This window comes from Streptomyces aurantiogriseus (assembly GCF_014649375.1).
In the GTDB taxonomy this organism is placed as follows: domain Bacteria; phylum Actinomycetota; class Actinomycetes; order Streptomycetales; family Streptomycetaceae; genus Streptomyces; species Streptomyces aurantiogriseus.
The window spans coordinates 148,961-171,513 of the sequence record NZ_BMSX01000018.1; the positions used below are offsets into that span (position 1 = coordinate 148,961).

Here is a 22,553-nt window from a genome sequence, read left to right on the forward strand (position 1 = left end):
ACCGAAAATTCCGGACGCGAACACCCATCGCGGAGCGGAGAAGTCAACTCCGGTAAGCCGTCGGAGAATTGGGGGTGACACGAACGGGTGACGCACTCTAGGATCGTCAACAGCGGCAGTGTCCGCCTCACTCGGGAAATCCTGTGTGACAACGGGTGAGTTGTACCCTCACGCATTCATTCGACCCCGAACGTGGTTGCCGATACGGGGATCCTCGACAAGAACCGGAGGACATGAAATTCCCATGGAAGACCCTCCCGGGGAGACGGAATCTCCGTACCACTGCACCCCTCATTCGCTGCGTGAAATTCACTCCGTGTCCTTACGGCTCTCTTTGGCCAGCTCCGACGCGGAAAGAAAGCAGATTCTCGACTCGTTCGGTATGACGACCGAGGAATTCGACGAGCTCTTCGGCCACGGTTCCGGATCCACCGGTCCCGACGACGGCTGATCATCACTGGGTCACCGAACCACATTTCTGCAGGTCAGACAGGCTTAGACCGCTACACGACCAACTCTGTCGTCCGCTTTACGTCATGCCACCTATCGCAGGAGCCATGAAGAAGCAATGTCCGCTTCCCCGCTGTCGGTCATTCACACCGTCATCGAGCAGTCCTCTCGCGTCTTGCAGACCTACGAGGTCGATCCCGGCCTCGTCCCGGAACACGCCAACGGAGAACGCCGCATCACGCAGGGAGGATACGGCGACCGTCAACTCTTCGAACTCGTACAGAATGCAGCCGACGAGATCGCCGCCGAGCCCGGGGGTTCCGTCCAGGTCGTCCTCACCGACACGCACCTCTACTGCGCCAACGAGGGCGAACCGGTGACCGCCGAAGGTGCGGAAACCATTCTCCGGATGAGCATGTCGCGCAAGCGAGGTGGCCAGATCGGTCGTTTCGGCGTGGGTGTGAAATCTGTTCTGGTCGTCACCGACACTCCGCAGTTCTTCAGCCGCTCCGGCTCCTTCGGATTCGACCGCGAATGGGCACTCGAGAAGATCCGCTCGGTTCCCGGAGTGCGGGAGCGCCTGGGCGAGCGGTTCGAGGCACCGGTGCTGCGCATGGCGCGTCCCCTCGACGCGGACGCCGAGCGCGCTCAGGACCAGATCCTCGACGAGCTGCTGAGCTGGGCCACGACCGTCGTCCGCCTGCCGCTGCTCGACGGTGCCGCCGGCAGGTTGGCGCTGGACATGCACGGCGGGCGGACGTCCGCCGGATCGGCCCGCGAGGAGTTCCCGCTCGGGTTCCAACTCCTCTCCCCGCACGTGGCGAAGGTCGTTCTCGAGGACCGTCGGCCCCGCCCGGCCGTCCGTCGCGTGCTGACCGCCGAGCAGTCCGGGGACCTGCACACCGTGGTGGAGGAGCGGACGGGGAGGCCGACGGTCAGCGTGAGCTGGCGGGTCTTCTCCACCACGCACGAACCCGGTCCGGCTGCCCGGGCCGACGCCGGCGAACTGCACGACCGGCTCGCCCTGGACCTCGCCTGGGCCGTGCCCGCACTGGAGAAGGACGACAAGAGCGGGCTCTACGTCAGCCCGCAGTCGCGGGGAAGGGGTCGCTTCTGGTCCTTCTTCCCTACCAAGTACGAGATGTCCCTGAGCGGCATCCTCAACGGCGCCTGGAAGACCAACGAGGACCGGCAGAACCTGCTCGACTCCTCGGCGTTCAACGAGGAGATGGTCAAGGCCTCGGCAGCGTTGGTGGTCGGCTCCCTCCCTCGCCTGGCCCCCGCCGAGGACCCCGCCGCGTACCTCCCGCTGCTGCCCGGCCGTGTGAAGGAGGCGATCAGCTGGGCCGACGAGTTCCTGACCCGGGAGATATGGGAACAGGCGGCGGTCCGTCCGTCGCTGCCCGACCAGGAGGGCGTGCTGCGTGTCCCCACCGAGCTGCGTGTCCCTCCGCGTCTCGACAAGGAACGGAGCGCCGGCTGGCTGCGGATGTGGCACGAGTGCCCCGGCCGGCCGTCGAACTGGCTGCACCCGAACGCCGATGCGGACGCGCTGCGTTCGGGCAAGGTCGAGCACGTTCTCGGTGCGGCCGGGCACAGACGGGCCAGCGTGCGCGAATGGCTGGAGGCACTGGTCGAGTGCGGCACCGCCGAGGCGTCCGCGACGGCGATCCACATCCTCGCCGACATGGTCGAGGCAGGGTCCCCGCACGCCGAGGAGGCCCGCCGGGCGAAGGTCGTGCTCACCGAGGAGCACGGCCTCGTCCCCCCTGTCCCCGGTCAGGTGTTCCGCCGCGCGAGCGAGGACGGGCTGCGCGAGTCCCTGGTGTACGTGGTCGGCGAGATCGCCCGGGACCAGGACCTCGCCTCCGCGCTCAACCTCCTCGGCATCCGCGAGGCGGACTTCGAAGGTCGGTTCATCAGCGTCCTCGACCAGGGCTTCGACGGCTACGGAAGCGCCGAATGGGAGCGTTTCTGGGACCTGTTCCGCCAGGCCGGCGGAAGCCGTCTGACCCACACCGTGCTCCGGCACGTGCCGGACGCCCGGGAGACCCTGCGCGTGCGGACGGCGGACGGGAAGTACCGCCCGGTGCGCGACTGCATGCTGCCGGGTGCGGTGGTCGACGCGCGACGCGACCCGAGCATCGCCGTCGACACGAGGTTCCACTCCGACGACCTCGCCTTCTTCCGCGAGATCGGCCTGCGCGAACGGCCGTCGACCTCGGTGCGTCCGGAAGGCGAGAGCTGGTTCGAGGAGTACCGGGAAGCAGTCCACGCGGCCTACCTGCGCAGCCTGGACCAGCGCGCTCCTCGCCCGGCCCTCAACCGCATGAAGGTGGAGGGCTCGGCGATCGGGGGACCGCTGCATCTCTTCCGGTCGCTCTCCGAGGAGTCCCGCGCGGCCTTCCTGAAGGCGCTGCCGGACGAAGCCGTCGTGGACAACTGGACGCGGCAGCTCGGCGCGCAGTCGAGCACCCGCCAGGCCGTGATGTCGCCGATCCGCTGGATGCTCAGGAAGTACGGAACCGTCGCCACCTCCCAGGGCGTCAAGCCACTGGGCGACGCGGTCGGCCCCCAGCTCTCCGCCTACCGGGATGTGCTGCCGGTCGCCGACATCTCCCCCGAGAAGGCCCGCAAGTTGCGCCTGCCCACCACGGTCGACGAGGTCCCGGCCGCACACTGGGAGACTCTCCTGTCGGAGGTGACCCGAAGCGAGGACGACGCCTTCGTCGGCAACACCTACGTGATGCTCACCCGGCTCGGGGCGGACTTCCCCGAGGACGCGCTGACCCGCTGCCGGATCGGCGACACCTGGGGCACCCGGCCCGACGACGAGATCACGGTCGCCGTCGGCACCACCGAGTACCGGGCCTTGCGCGCGGAACAGCTTCCCGCCCTGCTCGTGGCGACCGTCGAGGACGCCGAGCTGATGGTCGAGAAGTGGGGCATGAAGCGCTACGCCGAGGCCATCACCCGGGAGACCCGCGAGGTCCTGGACGGCGACCCGGTCCCGCTCGTGGAGCTGTACCCCGCCCTGCGCCAGCGGCTGAACAGCGGCAACCGGAACGCTGTGGTGCAGCGGTGCACGGAGCTGGAAGAGGTGACCCGAACCCAGAACGCGGCGAAGCCCCGCCCGCTGGACGCGGTGCGCCAAGGCACCACGGTCAAGGTCCGTGTCCCTCTGGAGCCCGAGCCGATGCTCCGCCTGATCGACCGCGAGCTGGAGCTCGGACTGGGCAAGGCCGGTTGCAAGGCCGTCCTGGAGCACCAGGAGCGGATAGCGCGGGACAGCAGGACCAAGGCCGCCCTGAAGGCCGTACGCGACGCGGACGACGTGGTCACCAAGATCGAGCTGCTGGTCGGTGCTGAGGCTCTGCGGTCCGGGCTGCCGGAAGGACTGATGGAGGCCGAGCTGGAGGCGACTGGCGGCGCGGAGCCGTCCGGGCACCGGATCGCGCAGATGGCCTTCAACTCGCGCGGCGACAGGGTGCTTCATCACCACGCCCGCGACATCCAGGCCCGGTTCCCCAACGCGCCCGTCGGGTACGGAGGTGCGTCGGCCGCCATCGCCTTCGTGTCGAGCCTCGGGCTGCCGGTGACCTTCGCCGGCTCCCGGACGCCGTCACCGCCCGTCTTCGAGACGATCGACGGTCCCCGGGACTTCCCCCGGCTCCACGACTATCAGGAGGACTTGGTCCGCAACATCACCACGTTGCTCGACCGGTTGGCCCCGCAGCGCGCCATGTTGTCGCTGCCGACCGGTGCCGGCAAGACGCGCGTCACCGCGGAGGCCGTGATCCGCTGGGTGAAGCGTGTGGGCGACCTGGAGGGACCGCTGTTGTGGATCGCGCAGACCGAGGAGCTGTGCGAGCAGGCGGTGCAGAGCTGGAAGTTCGTGTGGAGCAAGGTCGGAGCGGAGCGGCCCCTCACCATCAGCCGGCTGTGGAGCGGCAACGAGGTCGGTGACATCGAGGGACACCCGCATCTGGTCGTGGCCACGGACGCCAAGCTGGAGCGGTGCCTGGGCACCGAGCAGTACGAGTGGCTGCTGGAGGCCTCCCTGGTGATCGTGGACGAGGCCCACACGGCGATCTCCCCGCGATACACGGACATCCTGGGGAAGTTGGGACTCACCCAGTACGAGACCCGTCGTCATCTGCTCGGTCTGACCGCCACCCCGTACCGCAACACCAACGAGGAGGAGACCAATCGGCTGGCCGGCCGCTTCGGCCGGCGGCGTCTCGACGAGGGGGTCTTTCCCTCCGGCGATCCGTACCGGGACCTCCAGGAATGGGGGATGCTCGCGCAGGTGGAACACCGCACCCTCGAGGGCGGCAGCATCGAGCTGACCCGCGACGAGAAAGCGCAGGCCGAGCGCATGGCCATGCTCTCCCGCTCCGCCGAGCAGCGCCTCGCGGAGGACCACGCGCGCAGCCGTCGCATCGTCGACGAGGTGGCCGGCCTTCCCGAGGACTGGCCGACCCTGCTCTTCGCCACCTCCGTGGACCACGCCAACTACCTGGCCGCCCTGCTGAACGACCGGGGGGTGCCCTCCGCCGCCGTGGACTCGACGACCAGCGCGCAGGACCGACGCCGACGCATCGAGGACTTCCGCGCGGGACGCATCCGAGTCCTCACCAACTACGGGGTGCTGACCCAGGGGTTCGACGCTCCCGCCACCCGCGTCGTGGTGGTCGCCCGCCCGGTCTACAGCACCAACGTCTACCAGCAGATGATCGGCCGGGGCCTGCGCGGCACGAAGAACGGCGGCAAGGACTCCTGCCTGATCCTCAACGTCAGCGACAACATCGCCAACTTCGACACCAAGCTCGCGTTCACCCAGTTCGAGCACCTCTGGAGCCGCAAGTGACCGACGTCTACCTCGACAGCCCCCTGCTCACCGACGAGCAGCGGGCCGTGGTCGAGCAGCCCTGGGACGCCCGCGTTCTGGTCACTGCCGGCGCGGGTGCCGGCAAGACCCACACGCTGGTGCGGCGGCTCGACGTGCTGTGCGGGCACGAGGACCCGGAGGAGGCGCTGGAGGCCGCCGAGATCCTGGTGCTCACCTTCTCCCGGGCCGCCGCCAGAGAGCTGCGCGAGCGGATCTCCCGGCACGGAGAACGGGCCCAGCGGGTTCGCGCCCGGACCTTCGACGCATGGGCCTATGAGGTGCTTCGCCAGGCGCATCCCGACGGCGAGTGGGGAGCGGTCGGCTTCGACGAGCGGATCGCTGCCGCGACCCGCGCGATCGAGAAGGGCGCGCTGGAGATCGGCGACGCCGTCCCGCCCGCTCATGTGGTGATCGACGAGGTTCAGGACCTGCTGGGCGGGCGCCGCGAGCTGGTCGAGACGCTGCTCGACCGGTACCAGGGCAGCTGCGGCTTCACCGTCGTCGGGGACGCCGCCCAGTCCGTCTATGGCTTCCAGATCGCGGACCCGGCCGAACGTGTCGACGAGACCGGCCGGTTCTTCGACTGGCTGCGCTTCTCGTACCCCGACGACCTGGTGGAGCTGCGCCTCACCACGAACTTCCGGGCCACCACCGCCGAGGCCCGGATCGCGCTGGCACACGGCCCCCGCCTCCAGCAGCTCACCGACCCGGACGAGGCGGGATCGCTCTACGACGAACTGCGCGACCTCCTCCTGGAGCCGGCGAACGGCATGGGAGACCTCACCGACGAGTTCACCCTGGACGGTCTGCGGGACCTCTCCGACACCTGCGCCATCCTCACCCGCGACAACAACGAGGCCCTCGTGGTCTCCGGCCTGCTGCACGCGCACGGCATCGAGCACCGGCTGCGGCGCCCCCTCGAGGAGCGTCCGGTGCCGTACTGGGTGGCCGAGTTGCTGCGCCGTACCGAGGCAACCGGTCTCACCGAGGACCGGTTCCGCTCCCTCCTCGCCGAGATCCCCCTGCCGTACGAACCGAATGCGGCCGTCCTCTGGACCACACTGCGTCGCATCGCTCGCGGTTCCGGGCGGAGCCTGCTCGATCTGAACCGGCTGCGCCGCGCGGTCGCCGACGGCAGGTTCCCCGACGAGGCGGCCGACCCGGAGACCGCCCGCATCGTCGTCTCGACCGTGCACCGGGCCAAGGGCCTGGAGTTCGACCGGGTGATCGTCCTGTCCCCGCCGACCGTCGCAAACCTCCACAAGCGATACAAGGACGAACTGGACCTCCCCGCCGAGGCCCGCGCCCTCTACGTGGCGATGACGCGCGCCCGCCACGACCTGTACCACGTGAACCCTCCCGAGCTGCCGCACTTCAGAAGGGCGGGACATCGACGCGACGGCCGCCGTTATGTCGGGTCGTGGCGGTCGTACGACAGGTGCGGGATCGTCGCCGAGGCGGGCGACGTGTGCCGGGACAACCCGCCCGGCCACGAGACGGACGCCGCCGCCACCCAGACGTATCTCCTGGGAGAGGTCCGCTCCGGCCAGGAAGTGGTGCTGCGCAGGCGCCACCCGGTGCCGATGGGCGAGACGCAGAGCCCCCCTTACGCGCTGATGCACGACGGGCGGGAGATCGGCGAGGCGTCGCAGCGGTTCCGCGAGGAGCTGTTCCAGGTGCAGAAGGTGAACCGTACCTGGGAGCCCTGGTGGCCCGACGAGATCCACGACCTCCGGATCGACACCCTGGAGACCGTGACGGGCAGCACCGCCGCCGGCGCCAACGCCGGACTCGGTGACCGAGGCGTATGGATCGTCCCCAGGATCACCGGCATCGGAAGATTCCGACGGGCCGGCAACTACGAGGAGCAGGGCGCATGACGCACGTGACAGGACGGCACTCCGAGCACTACCGGGTCCGGGACGAGGAGCTCCTGGTGGGGCTCCGCCGTGAGCTCCTCGGCCCCGCCGAGGACGCCGAGCCGGACGACCGGGACGAGGTGCTCACCCAGGACGCGCCGATCGACCGTTACCTGACCGGCGTGCTGTACCCGCGTGCCGCGGGCAGGGCCGCGAAGGAGCGGAAGGACGAGGACGCCGCCGAGCAGGAGGGCCTGGACGTCGCCCCTCTGCTCACCCGCGACGACGTCGAGGAGTCCGGCACCGCGCAGGAGGTCGGCGCAGCGGGGGACAGGCGCCCCTCCTCGATGGGTCTGACCTTCGCGGTCGACCCGGCCATAAGCGACTCCATCGTGGTCTCGGCGCGCGCCGCCGTCTACGAGCCCACAGACGCCGACGGCAAGCCGATCCCGGCCCGCCGCGCCGAAGCCCGCACCACCGCCGACCAGCGGGAGCGGTGGCGGCGCAGGGAACTCGACCTTCCGGACCAGTCCATCGTCCTGACCGAGCCGGGTCCGGCCGAACCGATCGCACTCGCCCCGGAAGCCGCGCTGCACGTCAACGTCCGGCGCCCCGACCCGACCACCGGAACGGTCACGATCACGGTCACGCTGATCAACACCCAGAAGGTCGGCGAGCGGGATCTCCAGGACGCCTTCTCCCTGTTCCAGTGCGGTCTGAAGGTTCGGGCCGCCGACGGCTCCACAGCGTTCGTCGAGCGTCCCGCCCCGGCTGCCGCCCACGACCCGGAGATCGCCACGAGTCGGCTGCTGCACCGTCACGCCCCGACCTTCGCCGTCGGTCACGGCTGCGCCGCCGAATGGGACTGGACTCCGCCGCCGATCGGCATGACCGACACCGTACGGGCCGCGGTCGCCGAGGTGCGGAGCGAGTTCGTGCCCACCGTGGAGGTGCTGCTCACCGACTCCAATCCGGAGATCGACAGCTCGGCTCTGTCCATGCTGGGGCTGGCGGAGAAGTCCGACACCGAGGTCTGGGCCGCTCTTGAGGAGCTCGCCACGGGCTACGAGCGTTGGATCGACCGCAAGGCGGCCGAGGCGGAGGCCTTGACAGGCGACATCCACGACAAGCCCGCGCGGGATCAGGTGGAGACCTGCCGCGAGGCGCTCGACCGGATCCGGGAGGGCATCGAGCTGCTGCGGACCAAGCCCGATCTGATGAAGGCGTTCCGGCTCGCCAACCGTGCCATGGCCGACCAGCGTGCCCGCAGCGCCTGGGTGAAGAGCGGACGAGTCGGCGCCCCCGACCCGGCCGCCGGTCGCTGGCGCCCCTTCCAGATCGCGTTCGTACTGCTCTGTCTGGCGGGCATCGATGATCCCGAGCACCGTGACCGGCGGGTCTCCGATCTGCTGTGGTTCCCCACCGGTGGTGGCAAGACGGAGGCCTATCTCGGGCTGATGGCCCTCACGTCGTTCCTGCGTCGCATCCGCAGGGGTGCGGACGGCGGCGGTGTCACCGTCCTCATGCGCTACACGTTGCGGCTGCTCACGCTCCAGCAGTTCGAGCGCGCGGCGATCCTGCTCTGCGCGATGGAGCACATGCGGCGCCGCACACCCGAGTTGGGCCGTGAGGAGTTCTCCATCGGCATGTGGGTGGGACGCTCGGCCACCCCCAACACGCTGGCCGAGGCCGGCCGGAAACTGGACGAGCTGCGCGCGAACCTCGACAAGCGCCTCGCCACCGAGAACCCCGTCCAGTTGCACGCCTGCCCCTGGTGCGGGACCCGCCTCGACGCGCGGGACTACGAGATCGACGAGGACGCCAAGCGGATGCACGTCCGCTGCCCCGGCACGGACTGCGACTTCGTCGACGGCCTGCCCGTCCACCTGATCGACGAGGCGGTGTACGACGTCCGACCGACGCTGGTGATCGCCACCGTCGACAAGTTCGCCTCGATGCCGTGGCGTCCGGCGACCTCCGCGCTCTTCAACCTCGACGACCCGAACGACGGCACCCCTCCCCCGGAGCTGATCGTTCAGGACGAACTCCACCTGATCTCCGGCCCGCTGGGAACTCTCACCGGCCTCTACGAGACCGCCGTGGACGCGCTCGCCGGCGGCCCCAAGGTGATCGCCTCCACGGCGACCATCCGTCGTGCCGCCGACCAGGGCCGCCATCTCTTCGCCCGCGAAGTACGGCAGTTCCCGCCCGCCGGTCTGGACGCCCGCGACTCATGGTTCGCCGTGGAGACGCCGCGCGAGGAGAAGGCGAGCCGCCGCTACGTCGGCCTCCTGGCTCCCGGCACCAGCCAGTCCACCCTGCTGATCCGTACATACGCCACGCTCCTGCACCGGGTCAAGCAGGCGGAGACCGAGGACGAGGTGCGCGACGCGTACTGGAGTCTCGTCGGCTACTTCAACAGCCTCCGGCTGCTCTCCGCGGCCGAACTCCAGGTTCACGACGACGTGGTGGCTTATCTGGAGCTGCTCGCCGAACGGGAGGGTGTGGCGGTCCGCCCGGTCGCCAACTACTCAGAGCTGACGAGCCGTGTCGACGCCAGCGAGATCCCCACCCGACTCAAGGGCATCGAGAAGAAGCTCCCCGACGAGGACACCGTGGACGTTCTCCTGGCCACCAACATGATCGCGGTGGGCGTGGACGTGGACCGCCTCGGTCTCATGGCCGTGATGGGCCAGCCGCAGACGACTGCCGAGTACATCCAGGCCACCAGCCGGGTCGGCCGCGCGCACCCGGGCCTGGTCGCGGTCATGCTCAACTCGGCCCGATCCCGCGACCGTTCTCACTACGAGAGCTTCCAGCACTTCCACTCGGCCCTCTACCGCGAGGTCGAGTCCACCTCGGTCACCCCGTTCTCCGCCCGCGCCCGCGAACGGGGCCTGCACGCGGTGATCGTCGCCCTCGCCCGCATCATGATCCCGGCCGCCCGCCCCAACGACGGGGCCGGCAAGGTCGAGTCCTACGAAGACATCGTCCGCGGCCGCATCAAGTCCATGCTTCTGGACCGCGTCCGCGAGGTCACCCCGGAGGAGACCGACGCCGTGTCCCAGGACTTCGACGAGTTCGTCGAGTGGTGGTGCGAGGAGGCCGACATCGACAGCGGACTGCTCTTCGAACCCCAAAGGGGCAGTCGTGCCCCCTCGCTCCTGAAGGCGTACGACGACGAGTCGGAGGACGCCGAGGCGTGGTCCACGCTGTGGAGCCTGCGCGACGTCGACGCCGAGTCCGCCCTGTTCATGGAGGGAACCCGATGACCCCGCCCCCCGCCCGCCGTCGCCGGACCGGCGCGAAAGGCGCCGTTCCCGCCCACAACCTTCCGCGGCGCGGCGCTGTCCGCCGCGCCCAGGCGATCACCACGTACGGCGTCGGATCGCTCATCGCCGTAGACCACGAGTCCTTCGTCGTCTCGGGGCTGGACGAAGCCGAGGAGAGTTGGAGCTCCGACGAGTCACCTCGGATTTACGAACGGCGCTTGGCCCGACTGCTCGGCGTCGACTACTTCCGGCTGCCACCCTCGTCCGACGACACCAGCAAGGACGGTCTGCGGGTCCGACGCTTCCCCTTGATGCACTCCTGTCCCGAGTGCACCGAACTGCAGCGACAGCGCGACTTCAACCCGCCGGCCGGTCGAAGCGTCTGCGGCACGTGTGAGGTCGACCTCGTCCCCTCCCGTTTCGTCGTCGCCTGCGAGGCCGGACACCTCGGTGAGTTCCCGTACTGGCAGTGGGTGCACCGTTCCACCGACCGCGGTGCCTCGACGGCGGGACAGTGCGGGGGGAAGCTCAGGCTGCGCTCGTCCGGGCGTACGTCCTCGCTCCGCTCGATCCTCGTCTCCTGCACCTGTGGGCAGGCTCCTGAGGTCTCGATGGAGGGCTCCTTCCGCAGGAACGCGCTCAAGGACCTGGGCCTCAAGTGCCGAGGCCCCCGTCCGTGGCTCGGCACGTCCGCCCCCGCTCAGGAGTGCGGACTCCCCCTGCGCACGCTCCAGCGCGGTTCTTCGGCGGTGTGGCAGCCGGTGCTGAAGTCGGCGCTCTCCATCCCCCCGTGGAGCGACGGCCGCGCGGATCCGCTCGCCGAACACTGGGACGCGCTCCGCGAGTACGACAAGCGCGAGCACGTCGAGATCTATCTCAAGGGTGTTTTCAAGGGAAAGTGCCCCATGCCGCTGGACGAGGTGATGGCGCTGCTCGACGCTGAGCGCGAGGAGGACCCCGACGGCGAGGCGGGCCCCACCTTCGACCACCGCTACCGCGCGCTGCGCAACAAGGAGTACGAGCGTCTCCGCTCGGGCAACGACGAGCGCGAGCACTCCCGCGACGAGCAGTTCGTCTGCGAGACCCCGCTGGGCGACCAGAGCGTGCTCGCTCCGCTTGGCGTCACCGGCCCGATGCTGGTCAAGAAGCTCCGCGAGGTGCGCGCCCTGAAGGCGTTCACCCGGCTCGCCGATCCCGAGTCGACGACCGAGTCGAAAGAGATGCCACTCTCCGACTCTCCCCTGCGCTGGCTCCCGGCCATGGAGGTGCGGGGAGAGGGGGTCTTCCTCCGCCTGGACGAGGACCGACTCGACACCTGGGAGAAGGCCACGGCGGTGGCGGCCCGGATCGAGCGGATGCGCACCGCTCACCAGCGAGTCCTGGAGCAGCGGGCCGGCGACCCGAGCCGGGTCGTCCCCTCTCCGGCCACCCCTCGCATGGTGTTGCTGCACACCCTGGCCCATGTCCTCATCAACGAGTGGAGTCTGGAGGCGGGCTACCCGGCCGCGGCCCTGCGCGAGCGCCTGTACGCCGCCGACGACATGGCAGGGGTTCTCGTCTACACGGCGACGAGCGACTCGGCGGGCAGTCTCGGTGGTCTCGTCGCTCAAGGCGAACCGGAGCTCCTCGCTCGCACCGTCCGTTCGGCCGTCCGCCGCGCCGAGTGGTGTTCCTCCGACCCGCTCTGCATGGAGACCGAGGCGTCCGGCACCGGCGGAACCAACCTCGCCGCCTGCCACGCCTGCGTGATGCTCCCGGAGACGAGCTGCGAGCACAACAACATCCTGTTGGACCGCGCACTGCTCGTCGGCACCCCGGAAGATCCTCGCCTGGGCTTTTTCGCGGACATAGTGGCCGGCTGACGCCCGGGGCCGGTCGACAGCCCTGCGTCATCCCTGTGGGACGGGGGCCTGTACGGAGCTGATGTCCGTACAGGCCCCCGCCGCTGCGGCCGACCAGGCAGCTCTCGCGATCCATGGCGTTCCATCGCACGAATGCGGTGGTGCGAGCAGTGGCTTGTCGCCCTGATGCATGACCACCCTCCCAGGGCAGGGGTACCAGGTGGCCTGCACGATGCACTTCTGCTCGCCGCGCACGAGGACGCCTCAGGGTTCCTGCGTCAGACACTCGATGCTTCGGGACGCCCCGTCGCCCAGGCCGTCCAGTTGGGCGTCGTAACGGGTCTGGGCACGGTCCAAGGCATCCTCCACGTCGCAGCCGTGCACGCGCAGCCAATGAAGGAAGTCCGTGATGACCGTGATCACCGACTCCTCGGCCACAGCCCTGCCCAGTCTTCCCGCCCCGGCCCGGCGGGGCGGTTTCGCACCCGTGCACAACTCCAACAAGGCCTCGGCCCGCCGCACGCCGGAGCCCTCCACATGACCGTCCGGCGAAGCGAGACCCGTCGCAAGCTCACACCACGTGACTTTGCGGTCGGGGCTGAGTTCGACTCCCCATCGTTCGGCAACCGCGTCGACAAGGGCCATGCCCCGCCCACCCTCGGAGTCGACGCTCGCGTCGAGGAGGGTGGGCAGGGCGCGCGTGTCGGGGTCATGGACTTCGATGCGCAGATGTACCCCGTTCATCGAGACCGCGAGTGTGGCCGGGGTCCCGGGGCCGACGTGCGTGATGACGTTGGACACCAACTCGCTGACGCAGAGCTGGGCTTCGTCGGCGATTTCGTGCAATCCCCAGATGCCCAGGTGCAGCCGCATGACCCGGCGCAAGGCGGCCACCTCAGTCGGCTCGGCCGTGAAGGCAAGGTCCCAAGGCTTGCGCGACATGCACGCTTCCTGTCCCACGAAGAACCCCTCTCGTTACAGCGCACCCCATGAGCGACACAGCGTCACGGGCACTCACGATGAGTTGCGATGCCATCAGAGTGCGGTGCACACATCCCTTCGTGCAATGTGCACGGCGGGATTCCCACTTCTGAGTGATTGGCAAGCACCCCCCTTGGCGCGAGACTGAACGCCCGCTATCCGAAACGGGGTTGATATGGCTGGGTCGCCCACGGCACGCCGGCGCCGTCTCTCGATCGAACTGAAGAAGCTCCGTGAGCAGAGCACACTCACATGCGCCCAGGTCGGAGCGGCTCTGGACTGGAGCGGCTCCAAGGTCAACCGCATGGAGACGGGCAGCGGCCGGGTCCAACCATCGGACATCGATGCCCTCTGCCGGTTCTACGGCACCACCGACGAACTGCGAGAGTTCCTCAAGTCGCTGGCCCGGCAGGCCAAGGTACGGGGGTGGTGGCAGGTGCACGAATCCGGCATTCCGGAGTGGTTCAACATCTACATCGGCCTGGAACAGGACGCGTCCACCTTCCGCCAGTACCAGTGCGAACTGGTGCCTGGCCTCATGCAGACCCACGCTTACGCCTCGGAGCTCCACAGGACCGGTGCGCACATGTCCGCCGAGGACATCGACAGAGCCGTACGTGTGCGCATGGAGCGCCAAGCCATGCTGAGCCAGCCCGATGGCCCCGAAGCCTGGTTCATCGTGAACGAAGGCGCTCTGCGCAACGTCATCGGAGATCGTGCGCTGATGCGGGAGCAGATCGAACACGTCTTGGACACGGCTCAGTTGCCGAGCGTGACCCTGCAGGTTCTCCCTTTCGACTCGGGCACCTATCCGGCCACGGGTTCCTTCACCATGCTGGGTTTTCCCGCCCCTGAGGATCCTGACCTCGTTTACCGTGACGGCATCACCGATGCCGTCTACCTGGAGGGCGAGCATCATGTTCGTGAGTACACCCGGGCGTTCGACGGCCTGCGAGCCGCGGCCCTGAGCCCTCAGCGTTCGACCCAGCTGATCGAAACCGTCTTGAAGGAATACGCAAGGTGAGCATTGAAGAGGCCAGCACTTCCAGCCGTCCGGCGTGGTTCACGTCGTCCTACAGCAACGGTGCCGGCGGGGAGTGCGTCGAGTGTGGACTGATGGAGCATGGCGCTGTCGTGCGCGATTCCAAGTTGTCGGGAGGGCCGGAGGTGGTCGTGGGAAGCAGGGCTTGGCGTGCCTTCGTGGCGGCCTTGGCGCAGGGACATCCGGCGCACTGAAGGAAGATTCGGTAACCGACGTCATCGCAGCCGTACAGCGGCAGGTGGCGAGTTCCGGCTCCTCCTCGACTACAGCCTTGAGTGTGGGCTGCTTACGCCAGTGACCTCCGCACTGCATCGACCAGGGACGTCGCACGCATATCGTTGGGGCCTCCGATGATGTTGTTCATCACGTAGCCGAACGCGATGCCATGCTCCGGGTCGGCGAAGCCGAGCGAGCCGCCTCGGCCCGTGTGGCCGAAGGAGTTCGGCCCGATCATCGGGTTGGTCTCGGTGGGAAGCATGTATCCGGAGCTGAACCGGCTCGGCATCACCTGTGGGACCTGGGCGACGGCGACGTGTGGGGGATGAGCCCCTTCGGAGGCAGCGCCACCGCCCGGGTATGGGCCAGGATCGACCCACGCGTCTTCCTCCGGGACAGCAGCCGGCTCTCCCGCGTACAGGCAGCGTTCAGAGCCGCCTATCACCTCCCGCAGGTCGGCTCCGTTGCCGTGGGCACCGATGAACCCGCCCATCTGGCCGAACTCGTCGGTGCTCTGGTGGGCGATGTCGAGGAGCGGACTATTCAGGAGTACCGGAGTCTCCTTCGAGGCCGCTCGTGCGGTCAGCCTGCCTGAAGCTCCTTGATGACCTGTTCGGCCATGCGCTGTGCGGGCTTCAGCCGAGGGTCCTCTGGGTGCGCGTACGGTCCGAGAATCTTCGAGCAGGCGAACAACGTCATCAACTTGCCGTCCCGACTCTCGAAGTCGGACCGGCGCTCGTGCCGCACACGATCGGCCAGAGCCGGGACAGCAAGGGAGCTCGCCCACAGCGAGGCGGAGTCCAGCCCCAACGGCGCGTTACCCCAGTCCTCCCAGTCGAAGAGGCTGAAGGCCGGAGCGGTCAGGTTCGCCCAATTCAGGTCCGCGTGGGCCGGCACCCACCGCTCGACGGTCGTATCGAAGTCGCCGGAGAAGACACCATGGATGGACTCGGTGACGAGGGCCTGGGTGATGGTGACGGTGTCCGGCGTGGCGACCCGCCTCGTGTCCTGAGCCGCCAGCGCGTCCAACGAAGCGCTCAGCGCCTCCCACCACTCATCCGGGAGTTCCGGGGCCTCACTCAACACGGCGGTACCGACAGGAGCTCCCGGCAGGAGTTCAGTTTCGTCGGCCCGCCACATCACCGGCTCTTCCACGTCCCGCCAGACCACACATCCGTGCCATTGGGGTTGGGCGATGCCTTCCAGGCGCGCGGCGCATTCAGTGCCGTTCCAACCCTGATCGGGGATCTTCTCGAGCAAGCGCCGCTCGACTCGTACCCAGGTGTCGCGGTCCGTCCTGGCCCCCACCGATCGTCGCTTGTGCACCACCGTGTCCGGCTGCAAGCGCACTTGCAGAGACCGCTCGACGCGATCAAGAACCTCGTCAACCGGCTGCACCCGTAGATCGACAGCCTGCCCCGTGGAGACCGAGAGCGTCATGCACGCGACCGTAGCAGTGGTGCGGCGGGAGCACCCGTCGCCGAGGCGCTGACGGCATCTGCCGGCCACTCAGGCTGCAACCGGCTTCTGGTGAGCCGGTTCGGCCCGCGGAAGAGGAAGGTGACCTCGCGGACGGAGTCCAGGCCGAGCATGACCAGCAGGACGCGGCCGAGGCCCATGCCGTGGCCGCCGTGTGGCGGGCAGCCGTACGGAAGGCGTTCAGGTAATCCGGCATGGCTCGGGGCGCATGCCCTCCTCGGAGTAGGCGTAACAGCTCGGGGTGCTGCCAGGACGACACAGGCAGACGGCACGGCGGTCCCCGAAAGACGCGGATCGAGCCCCGAGGTCGTCTGCCGGGGTTGGCAGCAGCGTATGTAACGGATGCCTGTGACCGGCCAGGCCCCAGCGGCGAAGAATCCCGGTGCACGGTACCGACCGGTGACGCCACACTGTGGCGATGGACCCTGTGGAGATCGCCGGGGAACTGGTGCGGGACCGCTTCCCTGAGGCCCGGGCTGCCTTCCTCGCCGGGAGCGTGCTGACCGACCGCCGCACACCCACCTCCGACCTGGACGTTGTGGTGCTGCTGACCGGTGCACCCGCCCCCTGCCGGGAGAGCCTGGTGTATCGGGGCTGGCCCGTGGAGCTATTCGTACAGACCGAAGCCGACTGGCATGTCTACGCCGAGCGAGAGACTGCCGCCCGCCGCTCTCCGTTGCTGGCCATGTGTGCCGAGGGCGTGCTGCTGTCCGATGCGGACGGCCTCGGAGCTGTACTGCAGGCCGAAGCTCGGCAACGGCTTGCAGCTGGGCCGCCTCCCGCGTCGGCGGCAGAACTCGAAGACCGGCGGTACGGGCTCACCGATGCGCTGGAAGATCTACGCGGCTGTTCCGACCCGCTGGAGCGGGTGCACCTGGTGGCCGGTCTGCTGCTGCGTGCCTCGGAACTGGCCTTGCTGGCCGGCGGGCATTGGCTGGGCGGCGGCAAGTGGCTGTCACGGCGGCTCGCCGCAGCCGATCCCGAGCTGCACGGTCGACTGACGGCAGGTGCGGCTGCGGCGATCTCCAACCCAGCTGACGGGATGGACGACTTCACAGGCACGGTAGAAGAGGTTTTGAACCTGGTCGGCGGACCGCTATGGGCCGGGTACAGCCGCAACGGACGCCGATAGTGCCGCCATCTCACTGCAACAGCGAGGATCTCGCTGCCTACCGGGCGGCCCCCGGCGTTCCGCCGCTGCACCACTGCTGGATTCGTCTGGAGCAGCGATCGAACTGCTCGCGGTCCGTGACGTGTAGTGGTGGGGTGCAGCGTTACGGGAGGCAGGCACAGGTTCCGTGACCATGGAGTTGCGACGCTCTTGAGACAGCGTGACCTCCACCTCAGCTCGCCAGCGCTGACCCCACCCGGTGAGCCGTGCCATCCGCATCCACGTACGTGAACTCCCGGAGCCCGTAGGGTGTGTCCGCCGGCTCCAGGAAGCGGCCCTCGACGCCGGAAGTCTTCCACTCGGCATAGACGGCGTCAGCGTCGCTGACGTAGAGGTAGATGACGGCGCCGGTGCGAGAAGGGTCGTGCTCGGCCCACTCGGTGAGGTGAAGCGATACCGAGCCCCGCTCGGCGAAGCCATAACGGTTCGGCCCCTCGTAGGCATGCGCCGCGAAGCCCAGACGACGGTATCGGTCCAGAGCGGCGTCAAGGTTGCGGACGGGGACAACGGGCGCGACGTTCGTGAAGGCGACTTCTGACATTTGGTCAGTCTTGCACTTCTCCCCACCGGATGGGATGTCTTGCCCTGTGGGTGCCTCCCGCCCCGTCAGTGCGGGCGGGAGGCACTGGCCGCTACAGCGGGATGCGCAGGTCGAGTACGGGCCCGGTGGCATCGACCGGCGTCGCGTCCAGTCTCTGCAGGACGTGGAGCATCGGCTTGTTGCTCGCCGCCACCGCGGCGGTCAGTGTGTGGTGTCCCTCGCGGCGGGCCACGGTGGCCGCGTGTTCGGCGAGCGCGGTGCCGAGTCCCCTGGCCTGCCACGCGTCCTCGACCAGGATCGCGAGTTCCCCCACCCCTTGCTGATCGGTGCGCATGACGTTGGTCATGGCGATGATGTGGTCCGTCTGCTCGGCCGGAGTGGTCACCAGGGTGGTGCCGCGCTCCGGATTGGACAACTGGCGCCATTCGGCGGGTGAGAGCTGGGACTTGCCCGCGTGGTATCGCAGGGCTCGGCTGCCCAGTGAGCAGCGGCGGTGCAGTTCCTGGACCGGCGCCAGGTCGACGGGGGTCGCCTCCCGGGTCCGGGTGGCGGTGCCGTCGGTCAGCGTGATCGAGTGTGTGGCGTCTCGACAGCCGGCGTCGGGCATACGACGTTCTCCTCACATTGCGATGGTGACTGCCGTGCCGCGGGTCCCGGGACGCGTGTGCGGCCTTGCTACCGCAGAAGTCTTTTGCCGCCTCCGGTCCGACTCAAGGGGGCTTCGCGTCACGTCGATTGCGCCCCGCTTATGTTGAATCACTCAGAGAAACGGAAATGTGAAGGAGTCATGGCCGTTGTTGCCGCCGATGCTGAGCATGGCTGGCGTTGCCGCCCAAGGATTTACACGGAAGGCCACGCGACCCTCGCAAACAGCACAGGCCGATGAACGTCCGTGCTTTGCGTAAGGAACCAACTTCTCCGCGGGTGGGCAACGACCCCCACCGCGGCCGGTACTTCGAGCCCCAGCGCCTGCGTGCGGACAGGGCGTACGACATCCCCACCTGCGGAACTGGCTCCGCGGCAAGCGGATCGGAGTGCGCATCGCCCGCAAAGGTATCGAGCCAAAGAACGGCTGGGCCGCCGCAGATGGGTGATCGCCCGGACCGTTCTTGGCGCCGCCTTCGGGCGGAAGCCCGACAGCACCGCCGTAGAAGATCTGCCGGTCTGATTCACTGACGATCATTGGGATCGGGACACTCATCGAGTGGACGCGGCTGTTAGCGGCACACGAGAGACGGTGGATGGTGAGTCTCGGGCTGTGGGTGGCCCGGCGCACGAACGGGGTCGGGGACGGGGACATCGCTGTCGGGTACGCGCGGGCTCAGGCTCCGACGGCATACGGGCTGGTTTTTGTGTTCGTGGTCGAGACGGTCGGCGTGTCCTTCATGCTCGCCGACTATCCGGTCGTCCATCTGGTGATGCTGCTTCTCGATCTCTACACGGTGTTTCTGGTGCTGGGACTGCAGGCCGCGGCCGTCACCCGCCCCCATGTGGTGGGACCTGCCGGGCTGCGGGTGCGGCGCGGTGCGCGGCTTGATCTGTGGATACCGCTGGAACGGATCGTGTCCGTCCGTCACGACCTCCGGTTCCCGGACGCGAACCAGCCCGAGGACGGTGTGCTGGAGGTGGCCGTAGCCTCGCAGACCTCGGTCACCGTCGAACTGGCCCGGCCGGTCACCAGCGTGAGCCTGCTGGGGCGGCGCGCGGAGGTGCACACGGTTCGCTTCCACGCCGACGAGCCCCAGGCCGCTGTGGCAGCGATCAAGAAGTTGCTTCCCCCGCGGTCAGTTGACGTCCATGGCTGAGGTGCACGACTTGAGGTCGTCTCGGCTGGGTGCGGACGTCGTGAGGCTCGGCACTCGCCTCGATCAGAGTGTCGTCGTGTGGCCCAGAATTGCGCTTGCGAGGGGATCGTGTACCTCGCGTGACAGCGCGTGGCCCATGCCCGGGATTTCAACGATGCGGGCGCCGCGGATCATCTGGGCGAGATGGTGGGCGTGTGGGGGCGGGGTGACGGGTTCGGCCGGCGCGGAGATGACGAGGGTGGGCATGTTCGTGTGCGCGAGTTGCTCGGTGCGGTCCATGCCGGATGCATCGGCGCGGGCGTGTGCGGTGCTGGTGGCGTAGTGCCCGGTGTGCTTGATGATGTTCAGTTCGAGGGTGCGGGCGTAGTCGGCGTCGAAGGGGAGCTGGGTGCCCCCCAGGGCCCGCCAGTGCTCGACTCGTCGCTCCAACTCCGCATCCAGTCCGCGGTCCTCTATCGGGCGGGCCCACATTTCCAGCAGGTGGGGGGCGACGCCGGGAAGCTCCTCGGGCGGGATCCGTGTTCCGTCGGGGTGTGTGTACGGGGTGGTGCTGAGTGCGCTGGTGCCGATCAGGGTGACACTGAGCAACCGGTCGGGATGGTCCGCGATGAGCAGTTGGGCGAGCATCCCTCCCAGGGACATGCCGACGATGTGGGCGCGTTCGACACCGAGGCGGTCCAACACGGTGACGGCGTCCGCTGCCAGTTCGGTGAGTGGATATGGCTGCTCGTCGAACGACCAGGTGGAGCGGCCGGTGTCACGGTGGTCGTAGCGGATGACGCGATGGTGGGAGGTGAGCTTGTCCAGTAATGCGTCCGGCCACCCCAGGCCCGACGCCTGAGCACCCATGATCATCAGTAGTGGCGGAGCGTCGGCGGGGCCACGATCCTCCACCCACAAGCGCACACCGCGCGCTGCATCCACGAAGCGTTCCATGAGGCGACTCCCCTTAGTCGAAGTAAGACGATACGTATCGTATCGCGGATGCTGTCATTGACGGGGTGCTTTCGGGGGCGGGATGCGGCCGGCGGTCTGTGAGCAGCGCCACTGGAACCTTCCCCCCGCCCCGGAGAGGTACGAGTGTGAGGTCCAACGAAGACGATGACGGTGACGACGGCTATGCCCGTCGGCTGCGGGTGCGTGTCCGGGGCGGGGAGCGGGAGGCGTTCGGCGAGCTGTACGAGGCCCATGCCTCCGCCGTTTACAACCATGCCCTTCGGCTGACCGGTGACTGGTCCGTGGCCGAGGAGGTCATGTCGGAGACGTTTCTCGCTGCCTGGCGGGGGCGGGGGGACGTTCTGGAGGGTGGGGGGTCCCTGCGGCCCTGGTTGCTGGGGATCGCCACCAACAAGGCCCTCAACGCTCAGCGGAGTCTGCGGCGGCGGCTGGCCTTTCTCGCTTCGCGGCGGGGGGAGCCGGAGGCCGTTGACGACTTCGCCGACGAGGCCGTCTCGCGGATCGACGACGCTCGGCGGCTCGCTGAGGTGCAGCGGGTGTTGAAGCGGCTGCGGCGGCACGAGCGGGAGGTCATCGCGCTGTGCGTGTGGGCCGGGCTCGATTACGCGCAGGCGGCGGAGGCGCTGGGGGTGCCTGTGGGGACCGTGCGGTCCCGGTTGTCCCGGGCCCGTGCTCGGCTTCGGGAGTTCGTGGAGCGGGAGGCGGGGGATGGCGGCCGTGCCCCCGGGGCTGCGGGGCGTACGACGACACATGCGGCTCGTACCGCTCGTACCGCTCGTACAGCGCGTAGGGAGCGTACGGCGCCTGGCGCGCATACGGGATCCGGCACTCGTACGGGATTCATGGAACCGCGTTCCCGTCGCGGAGAGGTAGAGAGTGAGGCCGCGTTCGTGGCCCTGCCCCTTCAGGAGGAAGCCCGATGAACTCCACTCCGGCCGGTCCCGAGCAGGAGGAGCGCGAGGAGCGTGAGGAGCTGGCGCGGCTGTTGCCCGTCGTTCCCGTCGAGCAGCGGCTGTCTCCTGGGCGTCACTCCCATCACAAGGACGTTCTGATGCAGCTCATCGACCGTGATCGCGAGCGCCGTGCGGAGAGCACCCGCTCTCTGCCCCGTCCCCGCAGGTTCTCGCGGCCCGCTCTCGTCGCCGCCTCGGTCGCCGTCGCGGTCGCCGCCACGCTCACCGTCGGGGTCGGCGCAGGGCGGCACGGGGGCGGTACGGCGGCCCGGCCCGGCGCGAGCAGCACGGGCGGGGCCACTCACAGCGCCGTCGTGACGCTCGACCGTATCGCCTCCGTCGCCCTGCGCAGTGACGTCGAGGCGGTGAAGGAGAGTCAGTTCGTCTACGTCCGCAGCAAGGTCGCCGAGAACGAAGGCGCCTTCGAAGGGCCCGTCAAGCTCGGCGAACCTCATGAACGACAGGTGTGGTTCTCGCAGGATCCCGAGCCCACGATCGACATCGGACTGATCCGTGAGTACGGGCAGGACTGGCCGATCGAGGTCGGGGTGGAGGACGGGACGGATCCCGCGGACGCCGGGATTCCGGCCGGCATCGAACGGCGCACCTACGCCTGGCTCGCCTCACTGCCCACCGATCCCGGCGAACTGTTGAAGCTGCTCTACAAGGAGACACCGCACACCTGGGACGACGGGGACCGGGACCAGGCCGTCTTCGGGCAGATCGGAGACCTCATCAGAGAGCAGATCATGCCCTCCGCGACCGCCGCCGCCTTCTACAAGGCCGCCGCGAGGATCCCCGGGGTGACCGAACTGCCCGACGCCGTGGACGCGGCGGGGCGGCACGGGATCGCCATCGCTCGTGAGGACACCGCGGACGGAACCCGTACGGAGTGGATCTTCGACCGGACCACCCTCGACTACCTCGGCGAACGCACCGTCTTCAGCCGGGACACCAAGCGCGGCAAGGCGGGGACGGTGATCGACACGACCGCCGTGCTGGAGCGTGCCGTCGTCGACAAGCGCGGTCAGGAACCCGACGAGCGTCGCCGGGCCGCGCGGAACTAGCCCGTGCCGCATCAGCCTTGCCGCATCA

Annotated in this window: 16 protein-coding genes and 2 pseudogenes; 11 read left to right on the plus strand and 7 right to left on the minus strand. The window is 68.7% G+C overall.

Translation table 11 applies throughout. The features are described 5' to 3' along the window. Nucleotides 1-568: 568 nt before the first annotated feature. From IE263_RS32835 to drmB, 4 genes are read left to right on the plus strand one after another with little or no spacing between them, the layout of a single operon-like run. Nucleotides 569-5,320: a DEAD/DEAH box helicase gene (locus tag IE263_RS32835; RefSeq protein WP_189941492.1), complete on the plus strand. Its 4,752-nt coding sequence runs from the start codon at nt 569-571 to the stop codon at nt 5,318-5,320. Next, on the plus strand, nt 5,317-7,221 hold the full coding sequence (locus tag IE263_RS32840; RefSeq protein ID WP_189941493.1) for an ATP-dependent helicase: 1,905 nt from the start codon (nt 5,317-5,319) through the stop codon (nt 7,219-7,221). The genes IE263_RS32835 and IE263_RS32840 overlap by 4 nt, the downstream gene beginning before the upstream one ends. Next, the gene (locus IE263_RS32845; RefSeq protein ID WP_189941494.1) at nt 7,218-10,472 is read left to right on the plus strand and encodes a helicase-related protein; all 3,255 of its coding nucleotides are present in this window, start codon (nt 7,218-7,220) and stop codon (nt 10,470-10,472) included. The genes IE263_RS32840 and IE263_RS32845 overlap by 4 nt, the downstream gene beginning before the upstream one ends. Continuing rightward, nucleotides 10,469-12,334, plus strand: a complete 1,866-nt coding sequence (gene drmB / locus IE263_RS32850; protein ID WP_189941495.1) for an MrfA Zn-binding domain-containing protein — start codon at nt 10,469-10,471, stop codon at nt 12,332-12,334. The genes IE263_RS32845 and drmB overlap by 4 nt, the downstream gene beginning before the upstream one ends. 243 nt (nt 12,335-12,577) lie before the next feature. On the opposite strand, the gene IE263_RS32855 is transcribed toward drmB, so the two are convergent. Continuing rightward, a complete protein-coding gene (locus IE263_RS32855) occupies nt 12,578-13,255 on the minus strand; it encodes an ATP-binding protein (RefSeq protein ID WP_189941496.1) in 678 nt (225 codons plus the stop codon). A gap of 214 nt (nt 13,256-13,469) precedes the next feature. Here IE263_RS32855 and IE263_RS32860 point away from each other — a divergent pair, with 214 nt between their 5' ends. Continuing rightward, a complete protein-coding gene (locus tag IE263_RS32860) occupies nt 13,470-14,318 on the plus strand; it encodes a helix-turn-helix domain-containing protein (protein ID WP_189941497.1) in 849 nt (282 codons plus the stop codon). Next, nucleotides 14,315-14,530 (plus strand): DUF397 domain-containing protein, encoded by a 216-nt coding sequence (locus IE263_RS32865; RefSeq protein WP_189941498.1) that lies wholly within the window; start codon nt 14,315-14,317, stop codon nt 14,528-14,530. The genes IE263_RS32860 and IE263_RS32865 overlap by 4 nt, the downstream gene beginning before the upstream one ends. A gap of 92 nt (nt 14,531-14,622) precedes the next feature. Here the strand turns inward: IE263_RS32865 and IE263_RS49790 are convergent. The 3 genes and pseudogenes from IE263_RS49790 to IE263_RS50115 form a co-directional block, all read right to left on the minus strand. Then, a pseudogene (locus IE263_RS49790) lies at nt 14,623-14,844 on the minus strand (esterase); the annotation flags it as partial. Between the two features lie 290 nt (nt 14,845-15,134). Then, nucleotides 15,135-15,992 carry a hypothetical protein gene (locus tag IE263_RS32875; RefSeq protein WP_189941499.1) on the minus strand — a complete coding sequence of 286 codons (858 nt, stop codon included), beginning with the start codon at nt 15,990-15,992 and terminating at the stop codon, nt 15,135-15,137. Further along, nucleotides 15,989-16,171 (minus strand): hypothetical protein, encoded by a 183-nt coding sequence (locus tag IE263_RS50115; RefSeq protein ID WP_373312155.1) that lies wholly within the window; start codon nt 16,169-16,171, stop codon nt 15,989-15,991. The genes IE263_RS32875 and IE263_RS50115 overlap by 4 nt, the downstream gene beginning before the upstream one ends. Nucleotides 16,172-16,449: 278 nt before the next feature. Between IE263_RS50115 and IE263_RS32885 the strand changes: the two genes are divergently transcribed. Continuing rightward, the gene (locus IE263_RS32885) at nt 16,450-17,163 is read left to right on the plus strand and encodes a nucleotidyltransferase domain-containing protein (RefSeq protein ID WP_189941500.1); all 714 of its coding nucleotides are present in this window, start codon (nt 16,450-16,452) and stop codon (nt 17,161-17,163) included. 211 nt (nt 17,164-17,374) lie between these two features. Here IE263_RS32885 and IE263_RS32890 read toward each other — a convergent pair whose 3' ends face one another. Together IE263_RS32890 and IE263_RS32895 are read right to left on the minus strand one after the other, a co-directional pair. After that, nucleotides 17,375-17,743 (minus strand): bleomycin resistance protein, encoded by a 369-nt coding sequence (locus IE263_RS32890; protein ID WP_189941501.1) that lies wholly within the window; start codon nt 17,741-17,743, stop codon nt 17,375-17,377. Nucleotides 17,744-17,834: 91 nt separating this feature from the next. Next, nucleotides 17,835-18,350 carry a GNAT family N-acetyltransferase gene (locus IE263_RS32895; RefSeq protein WP_189941502.1) on the minus strand — a complete coding sequence of 172 codons (516 nt, stop codon included), beginning with the start codon at nt 18,348-18,350 and terminating at the stop codon, nt 17,835-17,837. 323 nt (nt 18,351-18,673) lie between these two features. Here IE263_RS32895 and IE263_RS32900 point away from each other — a divergent pair. Then, nucleotides 18,674-18,851: pseudogene (locus IE263_RS32900) on the plus strand (IS5/IS1182 family transposase); the annotation flags it as partial. Nucleotides 18,852-18,984: 133 nt separating this feature from the next. Beyond that, a complete protein-coding gene (locus IE263_RS32905; protein WP_189941503.1) occupies nt 18,985-19,548 on the plus strand; it encodes a hypothetical protein in 564 nt (187 codons plus the stop codon). 63 nt (nt 19,549-19,611) lie between these two features. Here IE263_RS32905 and IE263_RS32910 read toward each other — a convergent pair whose 3' ends face one another. Further along, nucleotides 19,612-20,484 (minus strand): alpha/beta fold hydrolase, encoded by an 873-nt coding sequence (locus tag IE263_RS32910; protein ID WP_189941504.1) that lies wholly within the window; start codon nt 20,482-20,484, stop codon nt 19,612-19,614. A 194-nt stretch (nt 20,485-20,678) separates the two neighbouring features. Between IE263_RS32910 and IE263_RS32915 the strand changes: the two genes are divergently transcribed. Together IE263_RS32915 and IE263_RS32920 are read left to right on the plus strand one after the other, a co-directional pair. Next, nucleotides 20,679-21,428: an RNA polymerase sigma factor gene (locus IE263_RS32915; RefSeq protein ID WP_189941582.1), complete on the plus strand. Its 750-nt coding sequence runs from the start codon at nt 20,679-20,681 to the stop codon at nt 21,426-21,428. Continuing rightward, nucleotides 21,425-22,525: a CU044_5270 family protein gene (locus IE263_RS32920; RefSeq protein ID WP_189941505.1), complete on the plus strand. Its 1,101-nt coding sequence runs from the start codon at nt 21,425-21,427 to the stop codon at nt 22,523-22,525. The genes IE263_RS32915 and IE263_RS32920 overlap by 4 nt, the downstream gene beginning before the upstream one ends. The last annotated feature ends 28 nt before the right edge of the window (nt 22,526-22,553 follow it).

Bases quoted from the DNA above. Each gene is read 5' to 3' on its own strand.
- IE263_RS32835 (WP_189941492.1), top strand. From the start codon at position 569: ATGTCCGCTTCCCCGCTGTCGGTCATTCACACCGTCATCGAGCAGTCC.
- IE263_RS32875 (WP_189941499.1), bottom strand. From the start codon at position 15,992: ATGACGCTCTCGGTCTCCACGGGGCAGGCTGTCGATCTACGGGTGCAG.
- IE263_RS32885 (WP_189941500.1), top strand. From the start codon at position 16,450: ATGGACCCTGTGGAGATCGCCGGGGAACTGGTGCGGGACCGCTTCCCT.
- IE263_RS50115 (WP_373312155.1), bottom strand. From the start codon at position 16,171: ATGGGCCTCGGCCGCGTCCTGCTGGTCATGCTCGGCCTGGACTCCGTC.
- IE263_RS32910 (WP_189941504.1), bottom strand. From the start codon at position 20,484: ATGGAACGCTTCGTGGATGCAGCGCGCGGTGTGCGCTTGTGGGTGGAG.
- IE263_RS32920 (WP_189941505.1), top strand. From the start codon at position 21,425: ATGAACTCCACTCCGGCCGGTCCCGAGCAGGAGGAGCGCGAGGAGCGT.
- IE263_RS32855 (WP_189941496.1), bottom strand. From the start codon at position 13,255: ATGTCGCGCAAGCCTTGGGACCTTGCCTTCACGGCCGAGCCGACTGAG.
- IE263_RS32860 (WP_189941497.1), top strand. From the start codon at position 13,470: ATGGCTGGGTCGCCCACGGCACGCCGGCGCCGTCTCTCGATCGAACTG.
- IE263_RS32890 (WP_189941501.1), bottom strand. From the start codon at position 17,743: ATGTCAGAAGTCGCCTTCACGAACGTCGCGCCCGTTGTCCCCGTCCGC.
- drmB (WP_189941495.1), top strand. From the start codon at position 10,469: ATGACCCCGCCCCCCGCCCGCCGTCGCCGGACCGGCGCGAAAGGCGCC.
- IE263_RS32905 (WP_189941503.1), top strand. From the start codon at position 18,985: ATGGTGAGTCTCGGGCTGTGGGTGGCCCGGCGCACGAACGGGGTCGGG.
- IE263_RS32895 (WP_189941502.1), bottom strand. From the start codon at position 18,350: ATGCCCGACGCCGGCTGTCGAGACGCCACACACTCGATCACGCTGACC.
- IE263_RS32845 (WP_189941494.1), top strand. From the start codon at position 7,218: ATGACGCACGTGACAGGACGGCACTCCGAGCACTACCGGGTCCGGGAC.